The sequence below is a fragment of the Nocardioides sp. NPDC057577 genome (genome assembly GCF_042801335.1).
GTDB lineage: Bacteria > Actinomycetota > Actinomycetes > Propionibacteriales > Nocardioidaceae > Nocardioides.
In genome coordinates, this window is record NZ_JBHVGB010000093.1 from 1 (window position 1) to 21,726 (window position 21,726).

At 70.0% G+C, this 21,726-nt stretch carries 21 protein-coding genes; 7 read left to right on the forward strand and 14 right to left on the reverse strand.

Features of this window, described 5'->3' with window-relative positions:
• Positions 1-29 precede the first annotated feature (29 nt).
• From ACFU7D_RS17990 to ACFU7D_RS18000, 3 genes are all read left to right on the forward strand, one after another.
• Positions 30-836, forward strand: a complete 807-nt coding sequence (locus tag ACFU7D_RS17990) for an enoyl-CoA hydratase (RefSeq protein ID WP_378869505.1) — start codon at positions 30-32, stop codon at positions 834-836.
• A 34-nt stretch (positions 837-870) separates the two neighbouring features.
• Positions 871-1,839: an NAD(P)-dependent alcohol dehydrogenase gene (locus ACFU7D_RS17995; protein ID WP_378869508.1), complete on the forward strand. Its 969-nt coding sequence runs from the start codon at positions 871-873 to the stop codon at positions 1,837-1,839.
• A gap of 69 nt (positions 1,840-1,908) precedes the next feature.
• Positions 1,909-2,415, forward strand: coding sequence for a GNAT family N-acetyltransferase (locus tag ACFU7D_RS18000; RefSeq protein ID WP_378869510.1), 507 nt, complete (start codon positions 1,909-1,911; stop codon positions 2,413-2,415).
• Between the two features lie 13 nt (positions 2,416-2,428).
• Here the strand turns inward: ACFU7D_RS18000 and ACFU7D_RS18005 are convergent, their stop codons facing one another.
• The gene (locus ACFU7D_RS18005) at positions 2,429-3,652 is read right to left on the reverse strand and encodes a cytochrome P450 (RefSeq protein ID WP_378729390.1); all 1,224 of its coding nucleotides are present in this window, start codon (positions 3,650-3,652) and stop codon (positions 2,429-2,431) included.
• Between the two features lie 199 nt (positions 3,653-3,851).
• On the opposite strand from ACFU7D_RS18005, the gene ACFU7D_RS18010 reads away from it, so the two are divergent.
• Genes ACFU7D_RS18010 through ACFU7D_RS18025 form a run of 4 tightly spaced genes read left to right on the forward strand, consistent with a single transcriptional unit; the run spans position 3,852 to position 9,504 of the window.
• Entirely contained in the window at positions 3,852-5,015 is a 1,164-nt protein-coding gene (locus tag ACFU7D_RS18010; RefSeq protein ID WP_378869514.1) for a steroid 3-ketoacyl-CoA thiolase, read from the forward strand.
• 2 nt (positions 5,016-5,017) lie between these two features.
• Positions 5,018-6,640 (forward strand): GMC family oxidoreductase, encoded by a 1,623-nt coding sequence (locus ACFU7D_RS18015; protein WP_378869516.1) that lies wholly within the window; start codon positions 5,018-5,020, stop codon positions 6,638-6,640.
• A 33-nt stretch (positions 6,641-6,673) separates the two neighbouring features.
• A complete protein-coding gene (locus ACFU7D_RS18020) occupies positions 6,674-8,257 on the forward strand; it encodes a succinic semialdehyde dehydrogenase (RefSeq protein ID WP_378869519.1) in 1,584 nt (527 codons plus the stop codon).
• Complete coding sequence (locus ACFU7D_RS18025; protein WP_378869522.1) at positions 8,254-9,504, forward strand: hypothetical protein; 1,251 nt, start codon at positions 8,254-8,256, stop codon at positions 9,502-9,504. The genes ACFU7D_RS18020 and ACFU7D_RS18025 overlap by 4 nt, the downstream gene beginning before the upstream one ends.
• A gap of 3 nt (positions 9,505-9,507) precedes the next feature.
• On the opposite strand, the gene ACFU7D_RS18030 is transcribed toward ACFU7D_RS18025, so the two are convergent.
• The 13 genes from ACFU7D_RS18030 to ACFU7D_RS18090 form a co-directional block, all read right to left on the reverse strand.
• Entirely contained in the window at positions 9,508-9,933 is a 426-nt protein-coding gene (locus ACFU7D_RS18030; protein WP_378729385.1) for a nitroreductase/quinone reductase family protein, read from the reverse strand.
• Between the two features lie 63 nt (positions 9,934-9,996).
• A complete protein-coding gene (locus ACFU7D_RS18035) occupies positions 9,997-11,607 on the reverse strand; it encodes an FAD-dependent oxidoreductase (protein ID WP_378869525.1) in 1,611 nt (536 codons plus the stop codon).
• Positions 11,604-12,890: an NAD(P)-binding domain-containing protein gene (locus tag ACFU7D_RS18040; protein WP_378869527.1), complete on the reverse strand. Its 1,287-nt coding sequence runs from the start codon at positions 12,888-12,890 to the stop codon at positions 11,604-11,606. The genes ACFU7D_RS18035 and ACFU7D_RS18040 overlap by 4 nt, the downstream gene beginning before the upstream one ends.
• On the reverse strand, positions 12,887-13,633 hold the full coding sequence (locus ACFU7D_RS18045; protein WP_378729382.1) for an SDR family oxidoreductase: 747 nt from the start codon (positions 13,631-13,633) through the stop codon (positions 12,887-12,889). Before ACFU7D_RS18045 ends, ACFU7D_RS18040 begins: the two co-directional genes overlap by 4 nt.
• Positions 13,634-13,647: 14 nt before the next feature.
• Positions 13,648-15,132 carry an aldehyde dehydrogenase gene (locus ACFU7D_RS18050; protein WP_378869531.1) on the reverse strand — a complete coding sequence of 495 codons (1,485 nt, stop codon included), beginning with the start codon at positions 15,130-15,132 and terminating at the stop codon, positions 13,648-13,650.
• Complete coding sequence (locus ACFU7D_RS18055) at positions 15,129-15,737, reverse strand: hypothetical protein (RefSeq protein ID WP_378869533.1); 609 nt, start codon at positions 15,735-15,737, stop codon at positions 15,129-15,131. The genes ACFU7D_RS18050 and ACFU7D_RS18055 overlap by 4 nt, the downstream gene beginning before the upstream one ends.
• Complete coding sequence (locus ACFU7D_RS18060; RefSeq protein WP_378869536.1) at positions 15,738-15,932, reverse strand: ferredoxin; 195 nt, start codon at positions 15,930-15,932, stop codon at positions 15,738-15,740. It lies immediately after the preceding gene.
• The gene (locus ACFU7D_RS18065) at positions 15,929-17,299 is read right to left on the reverse strand and encodes a cytochrome P450 (protein WP_378869539.1); all 1,371 of its coding nucleotides are present in this window, start codon (positions 17,297-17,299) and stop codon (positions 15,929-15,931) included. Before ACFU7D_RS18065 ends, ACFU7D_RS18060 begins: the two co-directional genes overlap by 4 nt.
• On the reverse strand, positions 17,296-18,072 hold the full coding sequence (locus ACFU7D_RS18070) for an SDR family oxidoreductase (RefSeq protein WP_378869542.1): 777 nt from the start codon (positions 18,070-18,072) through the stop codon (positions 17,296-17,298). The genes ACFU7D_RS18065 and ACFU7D_RS18070 overlap by 4 nt, the downstream gene beginning before the upstream one ends.
• 112 nt (positions 18,073-18,184) lie before the next feature.
• Positions 18,185-19,420, reverse strand: a complete 1,236-nt coding sequence (locus tag ACFU7D_RS18075; RefSeq protein WP_378869544.1) for a cytochrome P450 — start codon at positions 19,418-19,420, stop codon at positions 18,185-18,187.
• A gap of 1 nt (position 19,421) precedes the next feature.
• Positions 19,422-19,994 (reverse strand): TetR/AcrR family transcriptional regulator, encoded by a 573-nt coding sequence (locus ACFU7D_RS18080; protein WP_378869546.1) that lies wholly within the window; start codon positions 19,992-19,994, stop codon positions 19,422-19,424.
• A 54-nt stretch (positions 19,995-20,048) separates the two neighbouring features.
• Entirely contained in the window at positions 20,049-20,846 is a 798-nt protein-coding gene (locus tag ACFU7D_RS18085; protein WP_378869549.1) for an enoyl-CoA hydratase/isomerase family protein, read from the reverse strand.
• Positions 20,846-21,726, reverse strand: an 881-nt coding sequence (locus ACFU7D_RS18090; RefSeq protein ID WP_378869552.1) for a GMC oxidoreductase, incomplete at its 5' end; no start/stop codon positions are given. The genes ACFU7D_RS18085 and ACFU7D_RS18090, both read right to left, overlap by 1 nt.

The following is a 21,726-nucleotide window of genomic DNA, read 5'->3' on the forward strand; positions in this document are numbered from 1 at the left end:
GACTCGACGTGTGCTGAAGGAGTTCTGAGATGACGTATGTCGAGATGGAGCACCCGACCGAGGACGTCGCGGTGGTGCGGCTCAACCGGCCGGAGCGGATGAACTCGATGGCGTTCGACGTGATCGTGCCGCTGGTCGCCCGGCTCAAGGAGATCTCGGCCGACAACTCGGTGCGTGCGGTGATCCTCACCGGGGCCGGACGCGGCTTCTGCTCCGGTGCGGACCAAAGCGGTGAGAAAGGCCGGATGCCGGGGATCGAGGGGCTCACCGCGGTGTCGGTGGCACTGCGGGCGATGGAGATCCTGGAGGACCTGATCCTCACCCTCCGCACCATGCATCAGCCGGTCATCGCGGCGGTCAACGGCGCCGCGATCGGCGGCGGGCTGTGCCTGGCGCTGGCCTGCGACATCCGGGTGGCCGCCTCCTCGGCGTACTTCCGCGCGGCCGGGATCAACAACGGCCTCACCGCCAGTGAGCTGGGGCTCTCCTACCTGCTCCCCCGCGCCGTCGGCTCCTCCCGCGCCGCGGAGTGGATGCTGACCGGACGCGACATCGACGCCGACGAGGCCGCGCTCACCGGCCTGGTCTCCCGCGTCGTACCCGACGACGAGCTGATCGAGAGCTGCCTGGAGACCGCGAGCGCCATCACCCGATGGAGCCGCCCGGGCGTCGAGCTCACGAAACGTACGCTCATCGACGCGCAGAGCGCTGCGGGCTTCGAGCAGCACATGCACAGCGAGGGCCTCGGCCAGCTCCTGGTCCGCCTCCTCACCGGCAACTTCGAGGAGGCCGTCACCGCGCGCAACGAGAAGCGCTCACCGCACTTCCGCGACTGACCCGCTAGCGTTGCCCGCGAGACAGGAGGCGGCGATGCTGGCGCTGACCCAGAGAACGTACGGCGGGCTCGACGCGGTCGAGATGGCTGATCTCCCGGTGCCCGAGCCGACGGCCGACGAGGTGCTGGTCGAGGTCCATGCCTGCTCGCTGAACGGGTCCGACCGGGAGAACCTCGCCGGCTCGCCGTTCTACTCGCGCGTCGGCGGCCTGCGCAGACCCCGGCGGCCGGTGCCCGGATCCGACATCGCGGGTGTGGTCTCAGCGGTAGGGCGGCAGGTGAGCGGGTTCTCCGTCGGCGACGAGGTCTTCGGGGAGCTGGCCGGTTACCGCGGAGGGCTGGCCGAGTATGTCGCCACGAAGCCGCGGCTGCTCGCGCGCAAGCCGACCGGTTTGACGTACGTCGAAGCCGCCTCCATCCCGCAGGCCGGTTGCATCGCCTGGCGCGCCATCGAAGGACGAGTGCATCCGGGCGACCGGGTGCTGGTCAACGGCGCGGGCGGTGCGGGCGGACCGCTCGTCATCGGGCTGGCCAAAGCCCGGGGCGCCGAGGTCACCGCCGTCGACCGGGCCGACAAGGCCGACTTCCTGCACCGGATCGGCGCGAGCACCACCGTCGACTTCGAGACCGAGGACTGGGCCGATCACGCCGACCACCGCGAACGCTACGACCTGATCGTCGACCTGGTCGCTCACCGCTCCCCCTTCCGCGTCCACCGCGCCCTGCGCCCGGGCGGCACCTACCGGATCGTCGGCGGCTCGACCCGGATCCTGCTCGCCGCCCTGCCCGCCCGCCCGCTCATCAAGGCACGCACCGGCAAGGACGTCGGCGTACTCGTCGTGCCCCAGTCGCGCGCAGACCTCGAGGCGATCACCGCGCTGGTGACGAGCGACGTCGTCACGCCCGCCATCGACAGCACGTTCCCGCTGAGCGAGGCGGCGGCCGCGTACGCACGTCTCGCGAGCGGCGACAACCAGGGCAAGATCGTCGTGATCATGCGCTGACGCGCCACGCCCGTTCTGTCCATCTGAACCACGGCCTCAGATAGCGTGCGGTGCCATGGAGTGCCAGACATGAGGGCGATGACGTTTGCCGGGCTCAGCAAGCTGCTCGTCGTCCCCGAAGGTTTTGAGGCGCCGAAGGTGCTCACGCACGGCGAGCTGACGGCGCGGCCGCTGTCGCGCGAGTGCCTGGCAGATGACGTACGAGCGATCAACGCCGACCGGGAGCTCATCAACGCGACTCGGGGCGGCGGGTGGCCGGACGGTCCGACGTCGGAGGAAGACGACTACATCGACCTGGTCTGGCACGAGGGCGAGTGGAAGGAGAACAAGTCGTTCTCCTACGTCCTGGAGACGTCCGGACTCGGCTACGTCGGGTGCGCCTATCTCTACCCGCTGGGCGTCCGGCAGGAGCTGAGCGAGGAGCTGGCGACGTACGACGTCGACGTCAGCTGGTGGGTGACCACCGAGGCTTATCAGCAGGGGCTCTACGAGGTGGTCCACGAAGCGCTGAAGAAGTGGGTGCCGGGGAACTATCCGTTCCGCCGGCCCCACTTCTCCAACGTGGTGATTCCTTAGATCGTGCTGGCCGTCAGGCGTAGGTGACCGGAAGCTCCTTGATGCCGTTGATCCACGCGTGGCGCAGGCGGCGCGGCGTGCCGTTGGGCTTCAGGTCGGGCATCCGGTCGGCGATCACGTCGAACATGATCCGCACCTCCATCCGAGCCAGGTTGGCCCCGATGCAGTAGTGGGCGCCGTGGCCGCCGAAGGCGAGGTGGGGGTTGTGCTCGCGGGTGATGTCGAAGGTGTCGGCGTCGTCGAAGACCTCCTCGTCGTGGTTCCCGGAGGCGTAGTACAGCCCGACCCGCTGCCCGGCCTTGACGAGCTGGCCGCCGACCTCCACGTCGTTGATCGCGGTGCGGTGGAAGACGGTCACCGGGGTCGCCCAGCGGATCACCTCGTCGACCATCGTGTCGGGCCGCTCCTTCTTCCACAGCTCCCACTGGTCGGGGTTCTCGAAGAAGGCCTGCATGCCGTGGGAGATCGCGTTGCGGGTGGTCTCGTTGCCGGCGACCGCGAGCAGGATGACGAAGAAGCCGAACTCGTCATCGCCCAGCGCGCCGCCCTCCATCTCCGCGTTGACGAGCTTGGAGATGATGTCGTCCTTGGGGTCGGCCTTGCGCTCGGCGGCCAGCATCATGGCGTACGTCAGGATCTCGATCGAGGCGGCCTCGGGGTCGGCGTCGTAGTCCGGGTCGTCGTAGGCGAGCATCTGGTTGGACCAGTCGAAGAGCTTGCGGCGGTCCTCCTGCGGGACGCCGAGCAGCTCGGCGATGGCCTGGAGCGGGAGCTCTGCGGCGACCTCGGAGACGAAGTCGCCCTCACCCTTGGCCAGCGCGTCGTCGATGATGCCGTTGGCCCGCTCGATCAGGCGCTCCTTGAGGGCGTTGATCGCGCGCGGCGTGAATCCGCGGCTGATGATCTGGCGCAGCTTGGTGTGGTCGGGCGCGTCGTGGTGGATCAGCATCGCGCGCTGCAGCTCGACCTGCTCGCGGGTCATGTCCGGCGCGAACCGGATGATGACGCCGTTCTCGTTGGTGCTGAAGTTCTCGCTGTCCTTGGAGACGGCGAGGATGTCCTCGTGCTTGCTGACCGCCCAGAAGCCGGTGTCGAGGAACCCTGCTCGCGCTTCGGGCTTCTGCTCGATCCAGAAGACCGGAGCCGTACGTCGCAGCTCCATGAACTCCTGGAGCGGGACGCGCTCCTCGTTGAGCACGGGATCAGTCGGATCGAAATCCACGGGGAGAGCGGTCACGGGTGTGCTCCTTCGAGGTCTTTTCTGTAACACGTTCTAGTTTATCGTCACACAGTGCCCAGGATCACACAAGGGTTGCGCTAAACGAGAACACGTTCTACTTTGGGACAATCGAGTGTAACCGGTGTCACGTCATCAGGCGTGGCGGTGCGCGGCCGCGCACCAGCGACTTGTCGATACCCCTGAAGAGCGAGGTTCCATGGGCACGCCCGTCATCGTCGAAGCCGTCCGTACCCCTATCGGCAAACGCAAGGGCTGGCTGGCGGGTCTGCACCCGGGCGTCCTGCTCGGTGCCGCCCAGGTCGAGGTGCTCAAGCGCGCCGGTCTCGACCCTGACCTGGTGGATCAGGTCATCGGCGGCTGCGTCTCCCAGGCCGGAGAGCAGTCCAACAACATGGTCCGCCGCGCCTGGCTCCACGCCGGGCTGCCGATCCACACCGGCTCCACGGTCATCGACGCGCAGTGCTCCTCGGCTCAGCAGGCCACGCACCTGATCAACGCGATGATCGCCTCCGACCAGATCAAGGTCGGCATCGCCTGCGGCATCGAGTCGATGTCACGCATCCCGCTGGGCGCCAACGTCCCCCAGGGAGCCGGCGATCCGCGTCCCGCTGACTGGAACATCGATCTGCCCAACCAGTTCGAGGGCGCCGACCGAATCGTGAAGGACCGCGGGTTCTCCCGCAACGAGGTCGACGAGTTCGGGCTCTGGTCGCAGGTCAAGGCGCGCCAGGCGCGCGACGCCGGCCACTTCAAGAGCCAGATCTTCGCCGTCGAGGCCCCCATGCTCGACGACGAGGGCAACCTCACCGGTGAGGTACGCACCGTCACCGAGGACCAGGGCATCCGCGACACCTCCCTCGACAAGCTCGCCGGGCTGAGCCCGGTGCTCGAGGGCGGCACCCACACCGCCGGTACGTCCTCGCAGATCTCCGACGGCGCCTCGGCCCTGCTGCTGATGGACTCCGACGTCGCCGCCTCCCTCGGGCTCACCCCGCGGGCCCGGATCGTCACCTCCAACCTCGTCGGTTCCGACCCCTACTACCACCTCGACGGCCCCGTCCAGGCGACCGAGAAGGCGCTGAAGGACACCGGGATGACGATCGGCGACATCGACATCGCCGAGGTCAACGAGGCCTTCGCCGGCGTGGTCATGTCCTGGGCCAAGGTGCACCAGGTCCCCGAGGAGAAGATCAACGTCAACGGCGGCGCGATCGCGCTCGGCCACCCGGTCGGCTCCACCGGCACCCGCCTGCTCACCGCGGCGCTGCACGAGCTCGAGCGCCGCGACGCGTCCACCGCACTGGTCTCGATGTGCGCCGGTGGCGCGCAGGCGACCGCGACGATCATCGAGAGGATCTGATCGTGCCCAAGTCCAAGGTCACCGAGGCCGAGTACGTCGTCGTCGGCGCAGGCTCGGCCGGTTGTGCCGTCGCCGGCCGCCTGGCCGCGGCCGGCAAGTCCGTCATCCTGCTCGAGGCGGGTAAGAACGACAAGCACAACTACCTGGTCACCAAGCCGGGCATGATCGGCCCGATGCACGCCGAGCCGCGGCTGAAGAAGCTCGTCGACTGGGGCTACCACACGGTCCCCCAGCAGCACGCCCGTAACCGCGAGCTCCCCCAGCCCCGCGGCAAGGTGCTCGGCGGCTCCTCCTCCATCAACGGCCTGCTGTGGGTCCGGGGCAACCGGGCCAACTACGACGCCTGGGCGGCCGAGGGCAACACCGGCTGGGACGCGGACTCGGTCAACGAGGCGTACCGGAGGGTCGAGGACTACGAGGGCGGCGGCACCGACTACCGCGGCACGGGTGGGCCGATCAAGGTCATGAAGCACCCGCGGCCGACGGAGGCGTCGCTCTCCTTCCAGCGCGCAGCCGCCGAGACCCTCGACGTGAAGGTGCTCGACGACTACAACGGGGCCGAGCAGGAGGGCGTCTCGACCTTCCAGCAGAGCGCGATCGACGGGCTGCGCTACTCGGCCTCCCGCGGCTATCTCCACGACCAGGACCTGCCCAGCCTGACCACGCTGACCCGGGTGCACGTCTCCCGGATCGTGATCGAGAACGGGCGGGCGACGGGCGTCGAGATCGTCACCAAACAGGGTCCTCAGACGATCTCGGCCACCCAGGAGGTCATCGTCTCCGCGGGCGTCTTCGGCTCGGCACAGCTGCTGATGCTCTCCGGAATCGGTCATTCCGCCCACCTCGCCGAGCACGGCATCACCGCGCTCCACGAGCTGCCGGTCGGGGACAACCTGCACGACCACATGTTCGTCCCGACCACGTGGGAGATGCCGACGGCCCTGCACCACGGCACCGCCGGCTACTTCGGCAAGGCGGTCCTCAAGGAGCAGACCGTCGGGAAGTCGATCCTCGGGCACACCGTCTTCGAGACGGTCGGTTTCGTACGCACCTCGCTGGCCACCGACGTACCCGACCTGCAGCTGCACGTCCTTCCCTGGGCCTACCCCTCTCCCAACCAGGACGCGCCGGTCCGCCACGACGTCGACCCGCGGGCCGCGCTGACGGTGATGTCGTCGCTGATCTACCCGCGCTCGCGCGGGACGCTGCGGCTGCGCAACGCCGACCCGACGGCCGAGCCGCTGATCGACTTCAACTACCTCGCCGAACCCGACGACAAGCGCGTGCTCCTCGAAGGCGTGGAGATGATCCGCGAGATCATGGCCTCGCCGGCCTTCGGCGACCAGGTCAAGTCGGAGATCCACCCCGGCAAGGCCCTCGACGCCGAGGCGATGAAGGACGAGGTCACCAACCGGGCGACCTCGATCTACCACGGTGTCGGCACCTGCCGGATGGGCGTGGACGAGCGGGCCGTGGTCGACCCGCAGCTCCGCGTACGCGGCATCGACGGACTCCGCGTCGCCGACGCCTCCATCATGCCGTCCATCATCGGTGGCAACACCAACGCTCCCGCGGTCATGATCGGTGACCGTTGCGCAACCTTCGTCCTTGACGACAATTCATAGAGCATCCTCGACGAGAGCTGATCGGACTCAGACATGAGCACTGACACCGCGAAGACCGCAGGCGTACGCCGCCCCGACTGGATCACCGAGGAGCTGCTGAGCGAGCTGGTCTCCCGGGTCCCGTCCTCGACGGGTGCGTCCTGGAAGCTGACCGAGGTCTACACCGGTGAGGTGCTGGTGGCGCTGCCGCAGTCGTCACCGGCGGACGTGGAGCGGGCCGCCGAGGCCGGGCGTGCTGCCCAGCGCGCGTGGGCGGCGACCCCGCTCCCGGAGCGGCTGGCCGTCTTCAAGCGCGCCCACGAGCTGATCCTGCGCAACCAGCACAAGATCGCAGACCTCATCCAGGCCGAGTCTGGCAAGGCGCGCCGGATCGCGTTCGAGGAGGTCTGCGACCCGCCGATGGTGATCTCGCACTACCTCAAGCGGGCGCCGAAGCTCCTCAAGGACAAGAAGCGTCCGGGCATGATGCCGGTGCTGTCGAGCTCGATCGAGCGCCATCCGCCGCGGGGCCTGATCGGGATCATCGCGCCGTGGAACTTCCCGTTCGCGACCGGTCTCTCCGACGCGATCCCGGCGCTCATGGCCGGCAATGCTGTGCTCCTCAAGCCCGACAACAAGACCGCACTCTCGCCGCTGTTCGGGATCTCGCTGCTCGAGGAGGCCGGGCTGCCGAAGGGGCTCTTCCAGGTCGTCTGCGGCGAGGGGCCGGACGTCGGGCCGACCATGCTGGACAACGTCGACTACGCGATGTTCACCGGCTCGACCGCCACCGGCCGGGTCATCGGCGAGCAGGCCGGGCGCAACCTGATCGGCGCCTGCCTCGAGCTCGGCGGCAAGAACCCGATGATCGTCCTCGACGACGCCGACATCGACGAGACCGTCGGCGGCTCGATGTTCGCCGTCTTCGGCAACACCGGCCAGATCTGCATGCACATCGAGCGGATCTACATCCCCGATGCGATGTACGACGAGTTCCGCGACAAGTTCGTGGCCGCCGTCGAAGGGATGCGGATCGAGGCGGCGTACGCCTTCGGGCCGGACCTGGGCGCGCTGGTCTCCCCCGACCATCTGGCGCGGGTCCAGTCGCACGTCGAGGACGCGGTCGCCAAGGGCGCCACGGTCCTGACCGGCGGGAAGGCACGCCCCGACGTCGGGCCGACCTTCTTCGAGCCGACCATCCTGGAGGGCACCACCAAGGAGATGATCCACGGGGTGACCGAGACGTTCGGGCCGGTGGTCTCGCTGCACCGCTACTCGACGCTCGAGGAGGCGATCGAGCTGGCCAACGACACCGACTACGGGCTCAACGCCTCGGTGTGGACCACGAACTTCAAGCGCGCTCAGGCGATCGCGGCGCGGATCGAGTCCGGCAACGTCAACATCAACGACGGTCTGGCCACCGCGTACGCCTCGAAGTCGACCCCGTCCGGCGGCATGAAGCAGTCCGGCGTCGGTGCCCGGCACGGCGACCAGGGTCTGCTGAAGTACACCGAGACCCAGAACGTCGCGACCCTGAAGAAGCAGGTCATGGGGCCTCAGGGCAAGCAGACCTTCGACGACTACGCCAAGCAGATGCAGACGTCGTTGCGCTGGATGCGGAAGCTCCGCATCCGTTGACCCCGTCAGCCCGGTCCCGCTACACAGACCTGACCAGGGAGGAGCTCGCCGAGGTCGTCCGCGAGCTCCTCCTGATCGGCCAGCTGATCGACCGCTCCGGGATGGCGTGGTGCATCTCCGCCTTCGGGCGCGAGGAGATGCTGAAGATCGCGATCGTGGAGTGGGCCGCGGCCTCGCCGATCTACACCCGGCGGATGCAGGTCGCGCTGGGGTATGCGCCTGCCGTGCCGGGCCAGGGCGACGTACCGACCATCTTCAAGGGCCTCCAGCTCGACATCGGGGCGCCGCCGCAGTTCATGGACTTCCGCTACACCGTCCACGACGCTCGCCACGGCGAGTTCCACCTCGACCACTGCGGCGCACTGATGGACGTGGAGCCGATGGGCGAGGAGTACGTCCGCGGCATGTGCCACGACATCGAGGACCCGACCTTCGACGCCACCGCCATCGCGACGCACCCCCGCGCCCAGGTGCGCCCGGTCCATCGGCCGCCACGGATGCCGGCCGGCCGGAGGCCGCACTGCCGCTGGACCGTGGTCATCGACGACTCCCACCCGGAGGCGCAGGCCATCTCGGAGCTGGCCGTCAACGAGCGTTCCCGGGCGGCGCTGCTCGAGCTGGCGCCGATCGATCCTGCCGATGACGGCGCGGCCGACTACGCCGGACCGCTCCTCGCCGATCTCGATCTGGCCGGTTTCTCCCATTCGGCGCTGGTGCGGATCGCCGACGAGGTCTGCCTGCAGATGGCGCTGCTCGACCGTGGCTTCACGCTCGCCCTGGAGCCCCGGGCGACCTCGCCCGAGCAGCTCCTCGACATCCGCCGCAAGCAGCTGGTCGGGGTCGCCGGCATCGCCGGTTCACGCCTCGCCCGGGCTCTCTCGCTGCCACCGGACGTCAAGGGAGCGGTGCGGCTGCTCGCGCTCCATCCGATGCTCAACCCCGCTGCGTACGTCTCGGTCGAGGCAGATGCCGACGCGCTCGTCGTGCGGCCCTCCCCTGCCGACGAGGACGGTGCCTGGGTCTCGCTGATCGGGCCGGAATGGTTCGTTCCGCTCCGGGCCGCGGTGCAGGCTCTCGACCCTCACCTCGACGTCGAGGTGACCGCTCTCGAGGACGGCTGGCGGGCCGAGGTCGTACGCCGCGCCGAGCCCGCCGCCGAGGCCTCCGAGGTCGCGGTGGTGCGGTTCAGCACCGGCGCGGACTTCGCCTTCGAGCCGCGCCGGTCGCTGCCGATCACACCGGTCTGAGGCTCAGCGCCTTCGCAGCGCGAGCACCGGGATCACCCGGTCGGTCTTGGCCTCGTACTCGCCGAAGCCCGGGCTCATCGCCTTGAACCGCTCCCAGGCGGCGTCGCGCTCGGCACCCTTCAGCTCGGTGACCTCGACCTCGACGACACCCTCGTCGGGGGTCTCGATCTTGGTCTCCGGGTAGGCCAGGAGGTTGTGGTACCAGGCCGGGTTCTCCGGTGCGCCGGCCTTGGAGGCGGCGATCAGCCAGGTGTCGGCGTCCGGGTGGAGGTTGGCCACCGGGGAGACGCGCTCCTTGCCGGTCTTGGCCCCGGTGTGGTGCACGAGCACGAGCCCGCGCCCGAACGGCACCGAGGTGACGTTGCCGTCGTTCGAGCGAAACTCGTCGATGATCGACTGGTTCCAGTCCTTGTATTCGCTGCCTGACATCGAGTGCCTTTCCCCGAGGATCGGTTTCCACCCACTCTTGCAGACATCCCCGACGGACAAGGGTCAAACGCGGGCAAGCGCCGCGATCCGCACCTGCTCCTCGCGGTCGGTCACCTTCGCGCGGGGTCGGCCGATCTCCTTGCCGGCCTCGCGCTCGTGGGTGTCGAGCGTGTTCCAGCCGGCCTGGTCGACGACGATCACCCCGCGCTCAGCCAGGAGGTCGTCGAGGGACTCTCCGGCGGGGGCGGCGAGCGAGCCGGCGGCGTGGTCGTCCAGGAGGGTGCGTACGGTCTCGGCGGCGCAGGCGCGGTTGGTGCCGATCACGCCGCTGGGGCCGCGCTTGGCCCAGCCCGCGGTGTAGGTGGCCTCGGTCCCGATCACGCGGCCGGCCTCGTGCGGGAAGCGGCCGCTGCCCTTCTCGTTCGGGACACCATCGACCCCTACGGAGCGGTAGCCGGTGGCGCGAACGACCAGGCCGGCCTCGATCTCCTCGCCGTCGTCGAAACGCACGCCGGCGACGGTGTCGGCGCCGAGAATCTCGGTGGGCGTCAGGCCGAAGCGGAGGACGAGCCGCTTCGCGGCGTCCCTACGCGGCCGGGCGGCCAGGTCGCGAAGCAGGTCGGCCTTCTGGACCGCGGCGAAGGTGCCGGCGGTGCGCTCGGCCACATCGTCCTCGGTCGGAAGTCCGGCGAGGTCGGCCTCGTCGACCACGACGTCGATGCCTGGGTCGTCGGCCAGCGCCCGCAGCTCGGGGCTGGTGAACGCGGCGTGCTCGGCGCCACGACGGGCGGTGACGACGACCTCGCGGATGCCGCTGGCGGACAGGGCCGCGAGCGCGGCCGGAGCCAGGTCGGAGGACGTCAGCGCCTCCTCGTCGGCCAGCAGCAGCCGGGCCAGGTCGAGAGCGACGTTGCCGTTGCCGATGACGACGGCACGCTCGTGGGCGAGCGGGAAGGTAAGCGCGGCCCGGTCGGGATGGCCGTTGTACCAGCCGACGAGCTCCGCGGCCGAGGTCGAGCCCGGCAGCTCCTCCCCCGGCAGGCCGAGGCTGCGACCCTCGCCCGCGCCGGTCGTGTAGACGACCGCGTGGTGGGCGCCGAGCAGCTCCTCGTGGGTGACGTCTCGCCCGATCTCGACGTTGTAGCGCGTGCGCACCCGGCGGTGGCGGGCCGTCTTGGCGAAGTCCTCGGCCACCTCCTTGGTGTCCAGGTGGTCCGGCGCGACGCCGTAGCGGACCAGGCCGTAGGGGGTCGCGAGCCGGTCGATGACGGTGATCTCGACGTCACAGCGGCGGGTGGCGGCGAGCTCCTGGGCGACGTACCAGCCTGCGGGGCCGGCCCCAACCACTGCCACCTTGAGCGGGCCGCCGGGGATCTTGGCGCCGGCCGGCGGCAGCGGCGCGGGCTCGTCCTGCTCGCCGGTGAACTCGAAGAAGGCGGCGTTGATGTCGACGTAGGGCGCGAAGGCGTCGGGGACCTCGTAGTCCGGGAAGATCGCGTTGACCGGGCACGCGTCCTCGCAGGCGCCGCAGTCGATGCACTCGTCGGGGTGGATGTAGAGCATCTCGGCGGCGCCGAACCCCGGCTCGTCGGGGCCGGGGTGGATGCAGTCGACCGGGCAGACCTCGACACAGGAGGCGTCGTTGCAGCAGGACTGGGTGATGACGTACGTCATGAGCGCTCCACCTTCTTCTGGGCCGCCCTCCGGGCCTTGCCGATCGCCTCCTCGACGACCGTGTTCATCCTGGCACCGTTGGGCCATCCCGCGTAGTGGCTCAGGAAGACGACGATCTCGCGCAGCTCGTCCTCGGAGAGCTCGCCGTTGGCGTACGCCGCGGGGATCTGGATCCCGAGCACGTCCGCCGCACCCTGGCCGGCGAGCAGACCGATCAGCAGGAGCCGGCGGTCGCGCGTGGTCAGGCCCGGGCGCTGCCAGATGTCCCCGAAGAGATGGTCGGCGGTGTAGCGGAAGAAGTCGCCCTCGCCGTCGGCCATGTCGAAGCCGTAGACCTCCTCCATCTTGCGCAGCCCTCGAGCGCGGGCTTCGGGGAGGTCGGCGAACTTGTCCTCCGCCGGTTCTGCCGGGCCGGATCCGGACAACCCGAGCCCCGGCGCCAGCCGCTCGCGCGCGAGGCGGGCGAGCGGCACCTCGACGCCGAGCTCGTCGGCGAGGGCGATCGCGAAGCCGAGGTCCTTCTCCCCCAGCGCGGTCACGTGGCCGAAGACGCCGTGCCAGAAGTCGGTCTCCTCGATCGGCGCGGTGGTGTCGCGGTGCATGATCGCCCCCGGCCCGCCGGTGATCGCGTCGGTGTGGCGGACGACGTCGCCGAGCGCCACCAGGTCCAGCCCGGCAGCCTCGGCGAGGCGCTGGGCCTCGGTGGCGGCGGTGAAGGAGGCGAAGTGGAGCAGGTTGCGGGCCAGCTTGAACCTGGTCCCGGTGCCGACCGGACCGGCGTGGACGACCTTGGAGCCCATCGCCGCAAGGACCGGCCCCGCCGCCGCGTACGCCTCGGGGCTGCCGCCCACGAGGATCGCCAGGGTGCCCTCGGCGGCTCCCATCGGACCGCCGGAGACGGGGGCGTCGAGCACGTGGACACCGTGCGGCTGGGCGGTCGCGGCCAGCTCGGCGGGGGTCTTCGGGGCAACCGTGGAGTGCACGAGGACCGTCAGCGGGGCACCCTCCGGCCGGTCACCGACGGCGGCGAGCACCTCGGCGAGCACCTCGCGCACCTGGTCGTCGTCGCGCACCATCACGCTGAGCACGTCGACCGCGGTCGCCAGGTCGGCGACCGAGGCGGTCGCCTTCGCGCCCGCAGCGCTCAGCTCCGCGACGGGCTCGGGTGCGATGTCGTGCACCCACAGCTCGATCCCGTCCGTGCCGGCGAGCTGGAGCGCCATCGGCTTGCCGATGTTGCCGAGCCCGACGAAGCCGGCGCGTGTCCTCGGCGCGGCGTTCACAGCCGGAACGTCCCGCCACCGTCGACGGCGATGATCTGGCCGGAGATCCACGAGGAGTCCTCGGAGAGGAGGAACTTCGCGGTCCCGACCATGTCCTCGGTGGTGCCGAGGCGCTTGATCGCCATCTGCTTCGTCATCTCCTTGGCCGCGTCACCGGCCTGGGTCCGGGTCGCCTCGGTGTCGGTCGGCCCCGGCGCGATCGCATTGACCCGGATGTTCATCCCGCCCAGCTCGTGGGCGAGCTGCTGGGTCAGGCCGTTGATGCCGACCTTGGCCAGTCCGTAGAAGCCGGAGTAGAGGTAGGCGGCGGTGGAGGACTGGTTGACGATCGCCCCGCCGCCCCGCTTCTGCATCGCCGGGTAGACGGCGCGGGTCATCACCAGCGCACCGTTGAGGTTCACGCTCATGAACTTCTCGTAGTAGTCCCAGTCGACGGTGATCAGCAGGTCGAAGGCCATGTCGCCGTAGATCGCGGCGTTGTTGACCAACCCGTCGATCCCGCCGTACGCCTCGGTCGTCTCGGCGACCAGCGCGGCCGCCGAGGCGTGGTCGGAGACGTCGCAGCGGATGAATCTCGCGACACCGCCGGCCGCCTCGATCTCCTTGGCGACCTGCTGCCCCTTCTCCTCGTTCAGATCGGCGACGACGACGGCAGCGCCCTCGGCGGCGAACCCCTTGGCGTACGCCTCCCCGATCCCCTGCGCCGCCCCGGTGACGACAATGACCTTGTCCGTGAACCTCATGGTCTCTCCTGTGCTCATGCCGGCTCCGCGACCAGCTTGGTCTCGAGGTACTCCTCGAAGCCTTCGACGCCCATCTCCCGGCCGAGGCCGGACTGCTTGTAGCCGCCGAAGGGCGCGTCGGGGCCGAACCACTGGCCGCCGTTGACGCCGATGGTGCCGGTGCGGATCCGGGCGGCCACCGACTTGGCCCGCTCCAGCGACCCGGACTCCACGGAGCCGGAGAGGCCGTAGGGCGAGTCGTTCGCGATGCGTACGGCATCGTCGTCGCCGTCGTGCGGGATCACTGTCAGCACGGGGCCGAAGATCTCCTCGCGGGCGACGCGGGCGGAGTTGTCGAGGCCGGCGACGACGGTGGGCTGGATCCAGAAGCCGCCGGCGAGCTCGCCGTCCTGGACCGCGACCGCGCCGCCGGTGGCGATGCGGCCACCCTCCTCCTCGGCGAGCGCGAGGTAGCCGAGGATCCGGTCGCGCTGGACCGCGGAGATCACCGGGCCACAGATGGTGCCGGCATCGGCGGGGTCGCCCGCGCCGAGAGAGGCCATCGTCGCCGCGGCCGACTCGACGGCCGCGTCATAGGACGCGCGAGGCACCAGCAGACGGGTGGTCAGAGCACAGCCCTGACCTGCGTGAACGGCCACCGAGAAGGCCGCCATCGAGGCGGCCGAGGCGACGTCGGCGTCGTCGAGGACGATCGCCGCGGACTTGCCGCCGAGCTCGAGGAAGACCTTCTTCAGGCTCGGTGCCGCGGCCGCCATGATCGCCCGGCCGGTCGCCGTCGATCCGGTGAAGGAGACCAGGTCGACCCGCGGGTCCTCGGCCAGCATCGCGGCCACCCGGTTGTCGCGCGGGGTGACGACGTTGAACACGCCCGGCGGGATGTCGGTGTGCTCGGCGACCAGACGGCCGAGCTCCGCGGCCAGCCACGGGGTGTCGGGGGCGGGCTTGAGGACCACCGTGTTGCCCGCGGCCAGCGCCGGGCCGACCTTGGCCAGGTTGATCTGGTTGGGGAAGTTCCACGGCGTGATCGCCGCGACGACCCCGACGGCCTCCTTGCGCACGGTGCGGCGCGAGGAGATCCCCATCGTGACCCCGACGCCCAGATCGCGCTCCCACTCGTAGGACTCGGCCAGGTCGATCGTCCACGCCAGGGTCTCGACCGGGGTGTCGAACTGCGGCCCGGCCACCAGGAAAGCCGGCGCGCCGACCTCGGCGGTGGTCAGCTCGCGCAGCGCCTCGGCGTTGTCGAGGATCGCCTGATGGAGCTGACGCAGGCACCGGACCCGCAGCGCCACGTCGGTCGACCAAGCGGTCTCGTCGAAGGCCCTGCGCGCGGCGGCGATGGCGGCGTCCATGTCCTCGGCCGTCGAGTCAGGCGCGCGCCCGATCTCCTGCCCTGTGGCCGGGTTGAGGATGGCGTACGTCTCGCCGGAGCTCGCTGCGCCGAGCTTGCCGTCGACGAGCTGCTGGGCGGGCGGGTTGGTGGGTTCTCTCGTGGTCACACGGACTCCTGGGTAACGAAGGTTCCCGCCGCGACGGGCGGCGGCCAGACGGTCGAGGGCAGGTCGGCGAGGCGGTAGTGGCCGGGCTGCTCGATCCCGTTGAGCGACATCCGCTCCAGCAGCCCGGCGGTCGCCTTCTTGGCCTTGACGATGTCGAGGAAGGTGGTCGCGGTGGAGCCGAGGTCGAACCAGTCGCGCTGCCAGGCGAACTCGAGGCCGTCACCGTCGGGGCGCGGCGCGAGGCCGAACCAGGAGCCGCCGATCCCGAGGATCTCGTACTCCTCGCCGGTCCCGTCGTCGACGATCCCGGCGCGCTGTCGCCAGAAGCCGATCACCATCGCGTTGACGTCGTCGATGACCGTCGCCTGGTAGTCGTAGTGCCAGCCCTCGAGCCCGGCCATCTCGGTGCCGAGCGCCCACTCCCGGATCTGCTCGCGGCCGACCGCCATGAAGTGCTCGTCGGGGGTGTACATCCAGCCGTACGTCGCGTCCTCGGCATAGACGTCGGCCAGCTGCCCCCAATCACCCTCAGCCTCTGCTTTACGGTTAAGGCTGAGCCAGTCGGCCCAGAGCCCTTCGATCTCGGCGCGGTTCAGGTCAGGCATTCAGTCCTCCAGGGTGAGAGCGAAAGCGGGGCAGTACTTCACGGCCGCACGCGCGGCTTCGAGCTGGTCGCCGGACGGTTCGGCGATGCGTACGACGACCTGGTAGCTGTCCTCGTCGAAGCCGAAGAGCTCCGGCGCCTCGGCGAGGCATTCCTGGTGCCCCTGGCACAGCCCCAGGTCGGCGACGAGCTTCATGCTCTGCCACCACCTACGGGCCGCCGCCGGTAGCGGACGCGGCAGGGCTGCTGGAGCTGGATCACCATCTTGGTGAAGTCGTCGGCGTAGGACTCCAGCGGCTGTGCCGCCTCGAACGAGTAGTCGCGCAGGATGACCGAGAAGATCGCCTTCATCTGCATCATCGCGAACGCGTTGCCGACGCAGCGGTGCTTGCCGGCTCCGAACGGGATCCACGTCCAGCGGTTCTGCATGTCCTCCTGGCGCGGGTCGATGTAGCGGCTCGGGTCGAAGGAATCGGCCTTCGGGAAGTCGGCCTCGATCCGGTTGGAGACCCGTGGCGAGGCCGCCAGCAGGGTGCCGGCCGGGATGGTCTCTCCGAGCAGCTCGAAGTCCTCGCGCACCAGCCGCATCAGGATGATCAGCGGCGGGTGCAGGCGGAGCGTCTCCTTCAAGGCGGCCTCGAGCACCGGGATCGAGCGCAGGGCCTGGAAGGAGACCTCCGAGCCGTCCGCGTAGAGCTCATCGAGCTCGCCCACGACCTCCGCCATCACCGACGGGTTCCGCAGCAGCTCGATCATCGCCCACGACGCGGTCCCCGAGGAGGTGTGGTGGCCGGCGAACATCATCGAGATGAAGATCCCGGTGATGGTGTCGGTGTCCATGTCGATCGAGATCAGCACGTCGAGCAGGTCGCGCTCCTCGCGCGCGACCTTGCCGCGCGCGACCCGCTTGTCGATGATCGCCTGGACCAGCGCGACGAGCTTCTCCCGGGCTGCGTCGCGCATCCGGAAGCTCTCGATGTCGGCGTAGGCGTCGACGTACGCGATCGCGTCCGTGCCGTGCTCGAGCTCGTGGTAGTGCTGGGCGAAGGACGCGTCGAGCTCCTCGCGGAACGGCTTCCCGACCAGGCACGCCGAGGTCGTGTAGATGGTCAGCTCGGCGAAGAAGTCGAGCAGGTCGATCTCGCCCTCCTGGCCCCAGCCGGCGATCATCCGGCGGATCTCTGCCTCGATCGTCTGCGCGTGCCCGCGCATCATGTCGCCGCGCAGCGCCTGGTTCTTCAGCATCTGCTGCCGCTCCTCCGGCGAGGCGTCGAAGACGACGCCCTTGCCGAAGATCGGCGTCATGAACGGGTACGCCGCCGCCTGGTCGAGCACGTCGTCGGGCGCCCGGAAGAAGGCCTCGTTGGCCTCGGCCCCGGTGACCAGGACGACGTCCTTGTCGGCGAGGCGGAAGCGCCCGAGGTCTCCGCACTCCTCGCGGACGCGGGTGAACAGCGAGATCGGGTCGACCCGCATCTCGGGCAGGTGCCCGGTGCCGCGGATGATCTCGGGAACGCTCGGGTCCTGGTCGTCCAGGACGGTGGAGACGGTGGGGATCGTCATCGTGCCTCCTGCACAGGGGCTTCGGGGTTGACGTCGATGGTGCTGATGTGAACTCCGCGGGCAGCGGTCACGACCGTCGTGATCGCGTCGGCCAGCGCGCGGGCCTTGAGGAAGTGCGGATGCCGGGCCAGCCCCCACTTCACCCACTGCTCCAGCACGAACCCGCCGAGCTCGGCGGGCCACTCGTTGCCGATGTCGGAGTGGGTGGGACCGGGTCGCACGATCGAGGCCCGGACCCCGGTGCCCTCGAGCTCCATCTGGAGCGCGTTGACCATGCCTTCGAGGCCCCACTTGGAGGCTGCGTACGCCCCCATGAACGGTCGCGGCCTCAGCGCCACGTCGGAGGAGAGGAAGACCAGGTCGCCGCGTCGCCGTTCGATCATCGCGGGCCCGAAGGCGCGCAGGACGCGGTGGGCGCCGAGCAGGTTGATGTCGACCTGCCCCGCGAAGGTCGTGGTGTCCACGTCCACCGTGGCACCTGGGTGGGTGACGCCGGCGTTGCTGACCAGGACCTCGACATCGCCCAGGTCCGCGGCCACCTTCGCGGCGAACTCTGCCACCGCGTCGTCGGAGGTCACATCCAGAGGGTGCGCGACCGCCTCTCCCCCGTCGGCCCGGATCGCCGCGGCGACCTCCTCGATCCGCTCGACCCGCCGGGCACCGAGCGCGACCGGAAAGCCGGCCGCGGCCAGCGCCTTCGCGGTCTCCGCGCCGATCCCGGACGAAGCGCCGGTGATCACCGCCGGGCGGCGGTCGGGCTGTGCGTACTTCATGCGTCCTCCCTGGATGCTGACCGAGGTACCTCGGCGAACGCGCACTGACTTCGCGGAACTCCGCGAAGGAGGTGATTGCCGACCGAGGTATCTCGGTGAGCATTCGCCCCGCTCATCGCACCCTCCAGCCGAAGGTGACGGGCAGTTCGGCGAACCCGCGCACACTCGTGGAGTGCACGCGGACGGCGCGGTCGGTGTGGACCTCGAACCCGGACGTACGCCGCACCAGCTCCGCCAGCACGACCTTGGCCTCGAGCCGGGCGAGGTTGGCGCCGAGACAGAAGTGCCGGCCGACGCCGAAGCTCATGATCCTGCCGAGCTCGTCGGAGGGGCGGTGGACGTCGAAGACGTCCGGTGCTGTGAAGACGCGCTCGTCGCGGTTGGCCGAGCCGAGCAGGACGAGCAGCTTCGAACCGGCAGGGACGACCTGGCCGTGCAGCTCGACGTCCGAGGCGACGTAGCGGGCCAGCATCTGGCTGGAGGTGTCGTGGCGCAGCGTCTCCTCGATCCACGAGCCCACCAGCGCGCTCTCGCCGGGGTCGGCGAACACCTCGGCGAGCTGGTCGGGGTGGGCGCCGAGGTGGAAGAGAGCGTTCCCGAGCAGCTTGGTGGTGGTCTCGTTGCCCGCCACGACCATCAGGAACAGGAACGCGATCACCTCGTGGTCGACCAGCCGGTCCCCGTCGACCTCGGCCTCGATGAGCGCCGAGGTGAGGTCCTCGCTGGGCTGCTTGCGCCGCTGCGCGACCATCTCGGCGTAGTAGCCGATCAGCTCCAGCGCGGCCGTCATCCCGGCCTCCGGCACGTCGCGTACGCCGTCTTCCCGGTGCACCACCAGGTCGGCCAGGCGGCGCACCTCGTCGCGGTCGGCGACGGGGACGCCCATCATCTGCGAGATCACGTCCATCGGGAGCTTGCCGGCGAGCCCGGCGATCCAGTCCACCTCGGCCCCAGGCTCGGCCCCGCCTTCGGCCAGCGCGTCGAGGTAGTGGTCGGCCAGCTCTTGGATCTGCGGTGCCAGCTCACGGACACGACGGGGCGTGAACCCCGCCGAGACCAGCTTCCGCAGCCGGGTCTGCTCCTTGCCGTCGAGAGCCAGGAAAGACATCACCCGATGGGCGTCGGCGTTCCAGGCGCTGGCGTCGAGCGAGACCCCCATCCGGTTGGAGAAGGTGACGTCGTCCTTCACCGCGGCGTGCACGTCGGCGTGCCGGGAGAGCGCCCAGAAGTCGTCGGAGGCGTTGTAGTAGAGCGGCGCCTCGTCCCGCAGCCGGGCGTAGACCGGGTAGGGGTCCTCGTGGAAGTCGTAGTCGTAGGGGTCGAAGATCTCGGTGGTGGTGCTGGTCATCTCACTCCTCACCGACGATCACGGCGACGACCGGGGCGAGCCGGTCGGCCATCTCGTCGTAGGTCATCAGGCCCATGCCCGCCTGCAGCAGAGCGCCGGAGAAGGCGAGCAGCAGTGCTTCGCCGACCGCCCCGTCCGCGCCGTCACCGAGCGCCGCCTCGAACCGCGAGGCGAACTCGGCTCCGATCCGGAGCCGCAGCCGCTCGACGTCCGCGTCCGAACCCAGCAGCGCCGGCGTCACCGCCGCCGCGAGCGCAGGCTCGTCGGCGATCCGGGTGGTCAGGCCGCGTACGGCCGCCTGCACCCGCTCCGCTCGCGACCCGGCCTCCTCGCCCGCAGGCGCCGCGGTGAGGTGGCGCCAGAAGAGCTCGACGAAGAGGTGGTTCTTGGAGGCGAGGTAGGTGTAGGCCGTGGCCGAGGAGACCCCGGCGCGCGCCGCCACTCCGCGCACGGTCAGCGCCTCGTGACCGACCGCCCGCAGCTCGTCGGAACCGGCGGCCAGGAGCCGCTCGAACGTGCGCGCCTGGCGGCCGTCGAGACCGCGGCCGACGGTGTCGTGCACCTGACTGGACATGTGTCCAGATTAGAACGTGTTCTATCTCATCGCAAGGGAAATCTGGAACACGTTTCACACTCCCGGCGGGAGCTTGGTGAAGTCCGGCGCCCGCCCCTCGGCGAACGCGGCCAGCGCCTCGGCGTTGGCCGGGCCGCCCATCAGCTCGGCGAAGAGCGCGTTCTCCCGCTCGCGCGCGGCGGCCGCGCCCTCGCGCAGCGGTGCGGTCATGGTCGCCTTCACCGCCCGGAGGCTGGAGATCGGCTGCCGGGCCAGCGTGGCCGCCACTCTGTGCGTCTCCGCGGCCAGGGCTTCCGGCTCGGCCAGCCGCCACACCAGCCCGATCCGCAGCGCCTCCTCGGCGCCGACCCACTCCGAGGAGAGCAGGATCCAGGCCGCCTCCTGACGTCCGACCAGCCGCGGCAGCAGGTAGGAGGAGGCCGCCTCGGGTGCGACACCGAGACTGGTGAATGGAGTCTTCAGGCGCGCCGACGTCGACATCAGCACCAAGTCGGCATAGCCGATGATCGTCATCCCGATCCCCAGGCCGATCCCGTTGATCGCGAGCACCAGCGGCTTGTCCAGAGCCTCGAGCGCCTTGACGAGTTTCACGAAGCCGTAGTCCGCGCCGAACAGGTCCGAGGACTCCCCCTGTGCCAGCTCGGCCATCTCCAGCAGGTCCTGGCCGGCGGAGAACGCCCGGCCGGCTCCGGTGAGCACCACCACGGCCACCCCCGGATCCTCGGCGGCCGCGTCGAGCGCCTCCGCGACCTCGGCGTAGAGCGCCGAGTTGAAGGCGTTGAGCTGCTCGGGACGGTTGAGGGTCAGCGTACGGACGCGGTCGCGGTCCTCGCGCAGGAGCAGGTCCGACATCAGGCCCCCAGGATCAGGTCGGCGGCGCGCTCACCGATCATGATCGAGGGCGCGTTGGTGTTGCCTCCGGTGATCGAGGGCATCACGCTCGCGTCGGCCACACGCAGGCCGTCGATGCCCTTCACGCGCAGCGACGGGTCGACCACGGCGCGCTCATCCGAGCCCATCCGGCAGGTGCCGACGCCGTGGTAGACGCTGTGCACGATGTTGGGCAGCAGCTCACGGGTCGCCTCCGGGGTGGCGTAGGACGGTCCCGGCGAGATCTCGCCCTGGTTGTCCCCGAGACCCACCATCATCTCGCGGACCTTCGCGATGCCGTCCAGGAGCACCTCGGTGTCCTTGCCGGACGTCAGGTAGGCCGGGTCGAGCAACGGGTGCACGGAAGGGTCGGCGCTGGCCAGACGTACGGTGCCGCGGCTCTCCGGGTAGATCAGCGTCGGCAGGATGCACAGGCCGGGCTTGTTCGTCGGCGGGCGGATCGCCTTGTCGCCGTCCTGGTTCGGGAACGGGTAGACCCAGTAGAGGACGTGCAGCTGCAGGTCCGGGACCTGATCGGCCAGGGCGCTGCGTACGAACCCGAAGGCCTCGAACTGCGAGCCGGCCGCCCAGCCCTTGCGGGTGATCCTCGACTTGGCGAAGCCCGCGCCGCGTTCACGGCTGGCGGAGGTGCCGGCGGTGCCCTGGAGGACGATGATGCTGCCCTTGCCGCCGAGCCGGTCGGCGAGCGACTTCGCGGCGAGCTTGCCGCCTGCCACGTTGTCGGAGGCGACGAGGGTCGCGGTCCTGGCCTTGTTGACTCCGCGGTCGGCGGCGACCACGGGGATGTCGGCCTTGTTGGCGCCGCGGACGCCGGGGCCGACCGCGTCGGAGTCCACCGGGT

What these genes read in the sequence shown, in the direction of transcription:
- ACFU7D_RS18020 (WP_378869519.1), top strand. Translation starts at nt 6,674, where the DNA reads ATGAGCACTGACACCGCGAAGACCGCAGGCGTACGCCGCCCCGACTGG.
- ACFU7D_RS17995 (WP_378869508.1), top strand. Translation starts at nt 871, where the DNA reads ATGCTGGCGCTGACCCAGAGAACGTACGGCGGGCTCGACGCGGTCGAG.
- ACFU7D_RS18035 (WP_378869525.1), bottom strand. Translation starts at nt 11,607, where the DNA reads ATGACGTACGTCATCACCCAGTCCTGCTGCAACGACGCCTCCTGTGTC.
- ACFU7D_RS18070 (WP_378869542.1), bottom strand. Translation starts at nt 18,072, where the DNA reads ATGAAGTACGCACAGCCCGACCGCCGCCCGGCGGTGATCACCGGCGCT.
- ACFU7D_RS18000 (WP_378869510.1), top strand. Translation starts at nt 1,909, where the DNA reads ATGAGGGCGATGACGTTTGCCGGGCTCAGCAAGCTGCTCGTCGTCCCC.
- ACFU7D_RS18055 (WP_378869533.1), bottom strand. Translation starts at nt 15,737, where the DNA reads ATGCCTGACCTGAACCGCGCCGAGATCGAAGGGCTCTGGGCCGACTGG.
- ACFU7D_RS18065 (WP_378869539.1), bottom strand. Translation starts at nt 17,299, where the DNA reads ATGACGATCCCCACCGTCTCCACCGTCCTGGACGACCAGGACCCGAGC.
- ACFU7D_RS18010 (WP_378869514.1), top strand. Translation starts at nt 3,852, where the DNA reads ATGGGCACGCCCGTCATCGTCGAAGCCGTCCGTACCCCTATCGGCAAA.
- ACFU7D_RS18080 (WP_378869546.1), bottom strand. Translation starts at nt 19,994, where the DNA reads ATGTCCAGTCAGGTGCACGACACCGTCGGCCGCGGTCTCGACGGCCGC.
- ACFU7D_RS17990 (WP_378869505.1), top strand. Translation starts at nt 30, where the DNA reads ATGACGTATGTCGAGATGGAGCACCCGACCGAGGACGTCGCGGTGGTG.
- ACFU7D_RS18085 (WP_378869549.1), bottom strand. Translation starts at nt 20,846, where the DNA reads ATGTCGGACCTGCTCCTGCGCGAGGACCGCGACCGCGTCCGTACGCTG.
- ACFU7D_RS18030 (WP_378729385.1), bottom strand. Translation starts at nt 9,933, where the DNA reads ATGTCAGGCAGCGAATACAAGGACTGGAACCAGTCGATCATCGACGAG.
- ACFU7D_RS18045 (WP_378729382.1), bottom strand. Translation starts at nt 13,633, where the DNA reads ATGAGGTTCACGGACAAGGTCATTGTCGTCACCGGGGCGGCGCAGGGG.
- ACFU7D_RS18075 (WP_378869544.1), bottom strand. Translation starts at nt 19,420, where the DNA reads ATGACCAGCACCACCACCGAGATCTTCGACCCCTACGACTACGACTTC.
- ACFU7D_RS18060 (WP_378869536.1), bottom strand. Translation starts at nt 15,932, where the DNA reads ATGAAGCTCGTCGCCGACCTGGGGCTGTGCCAGGGGCACCAGGAATGC.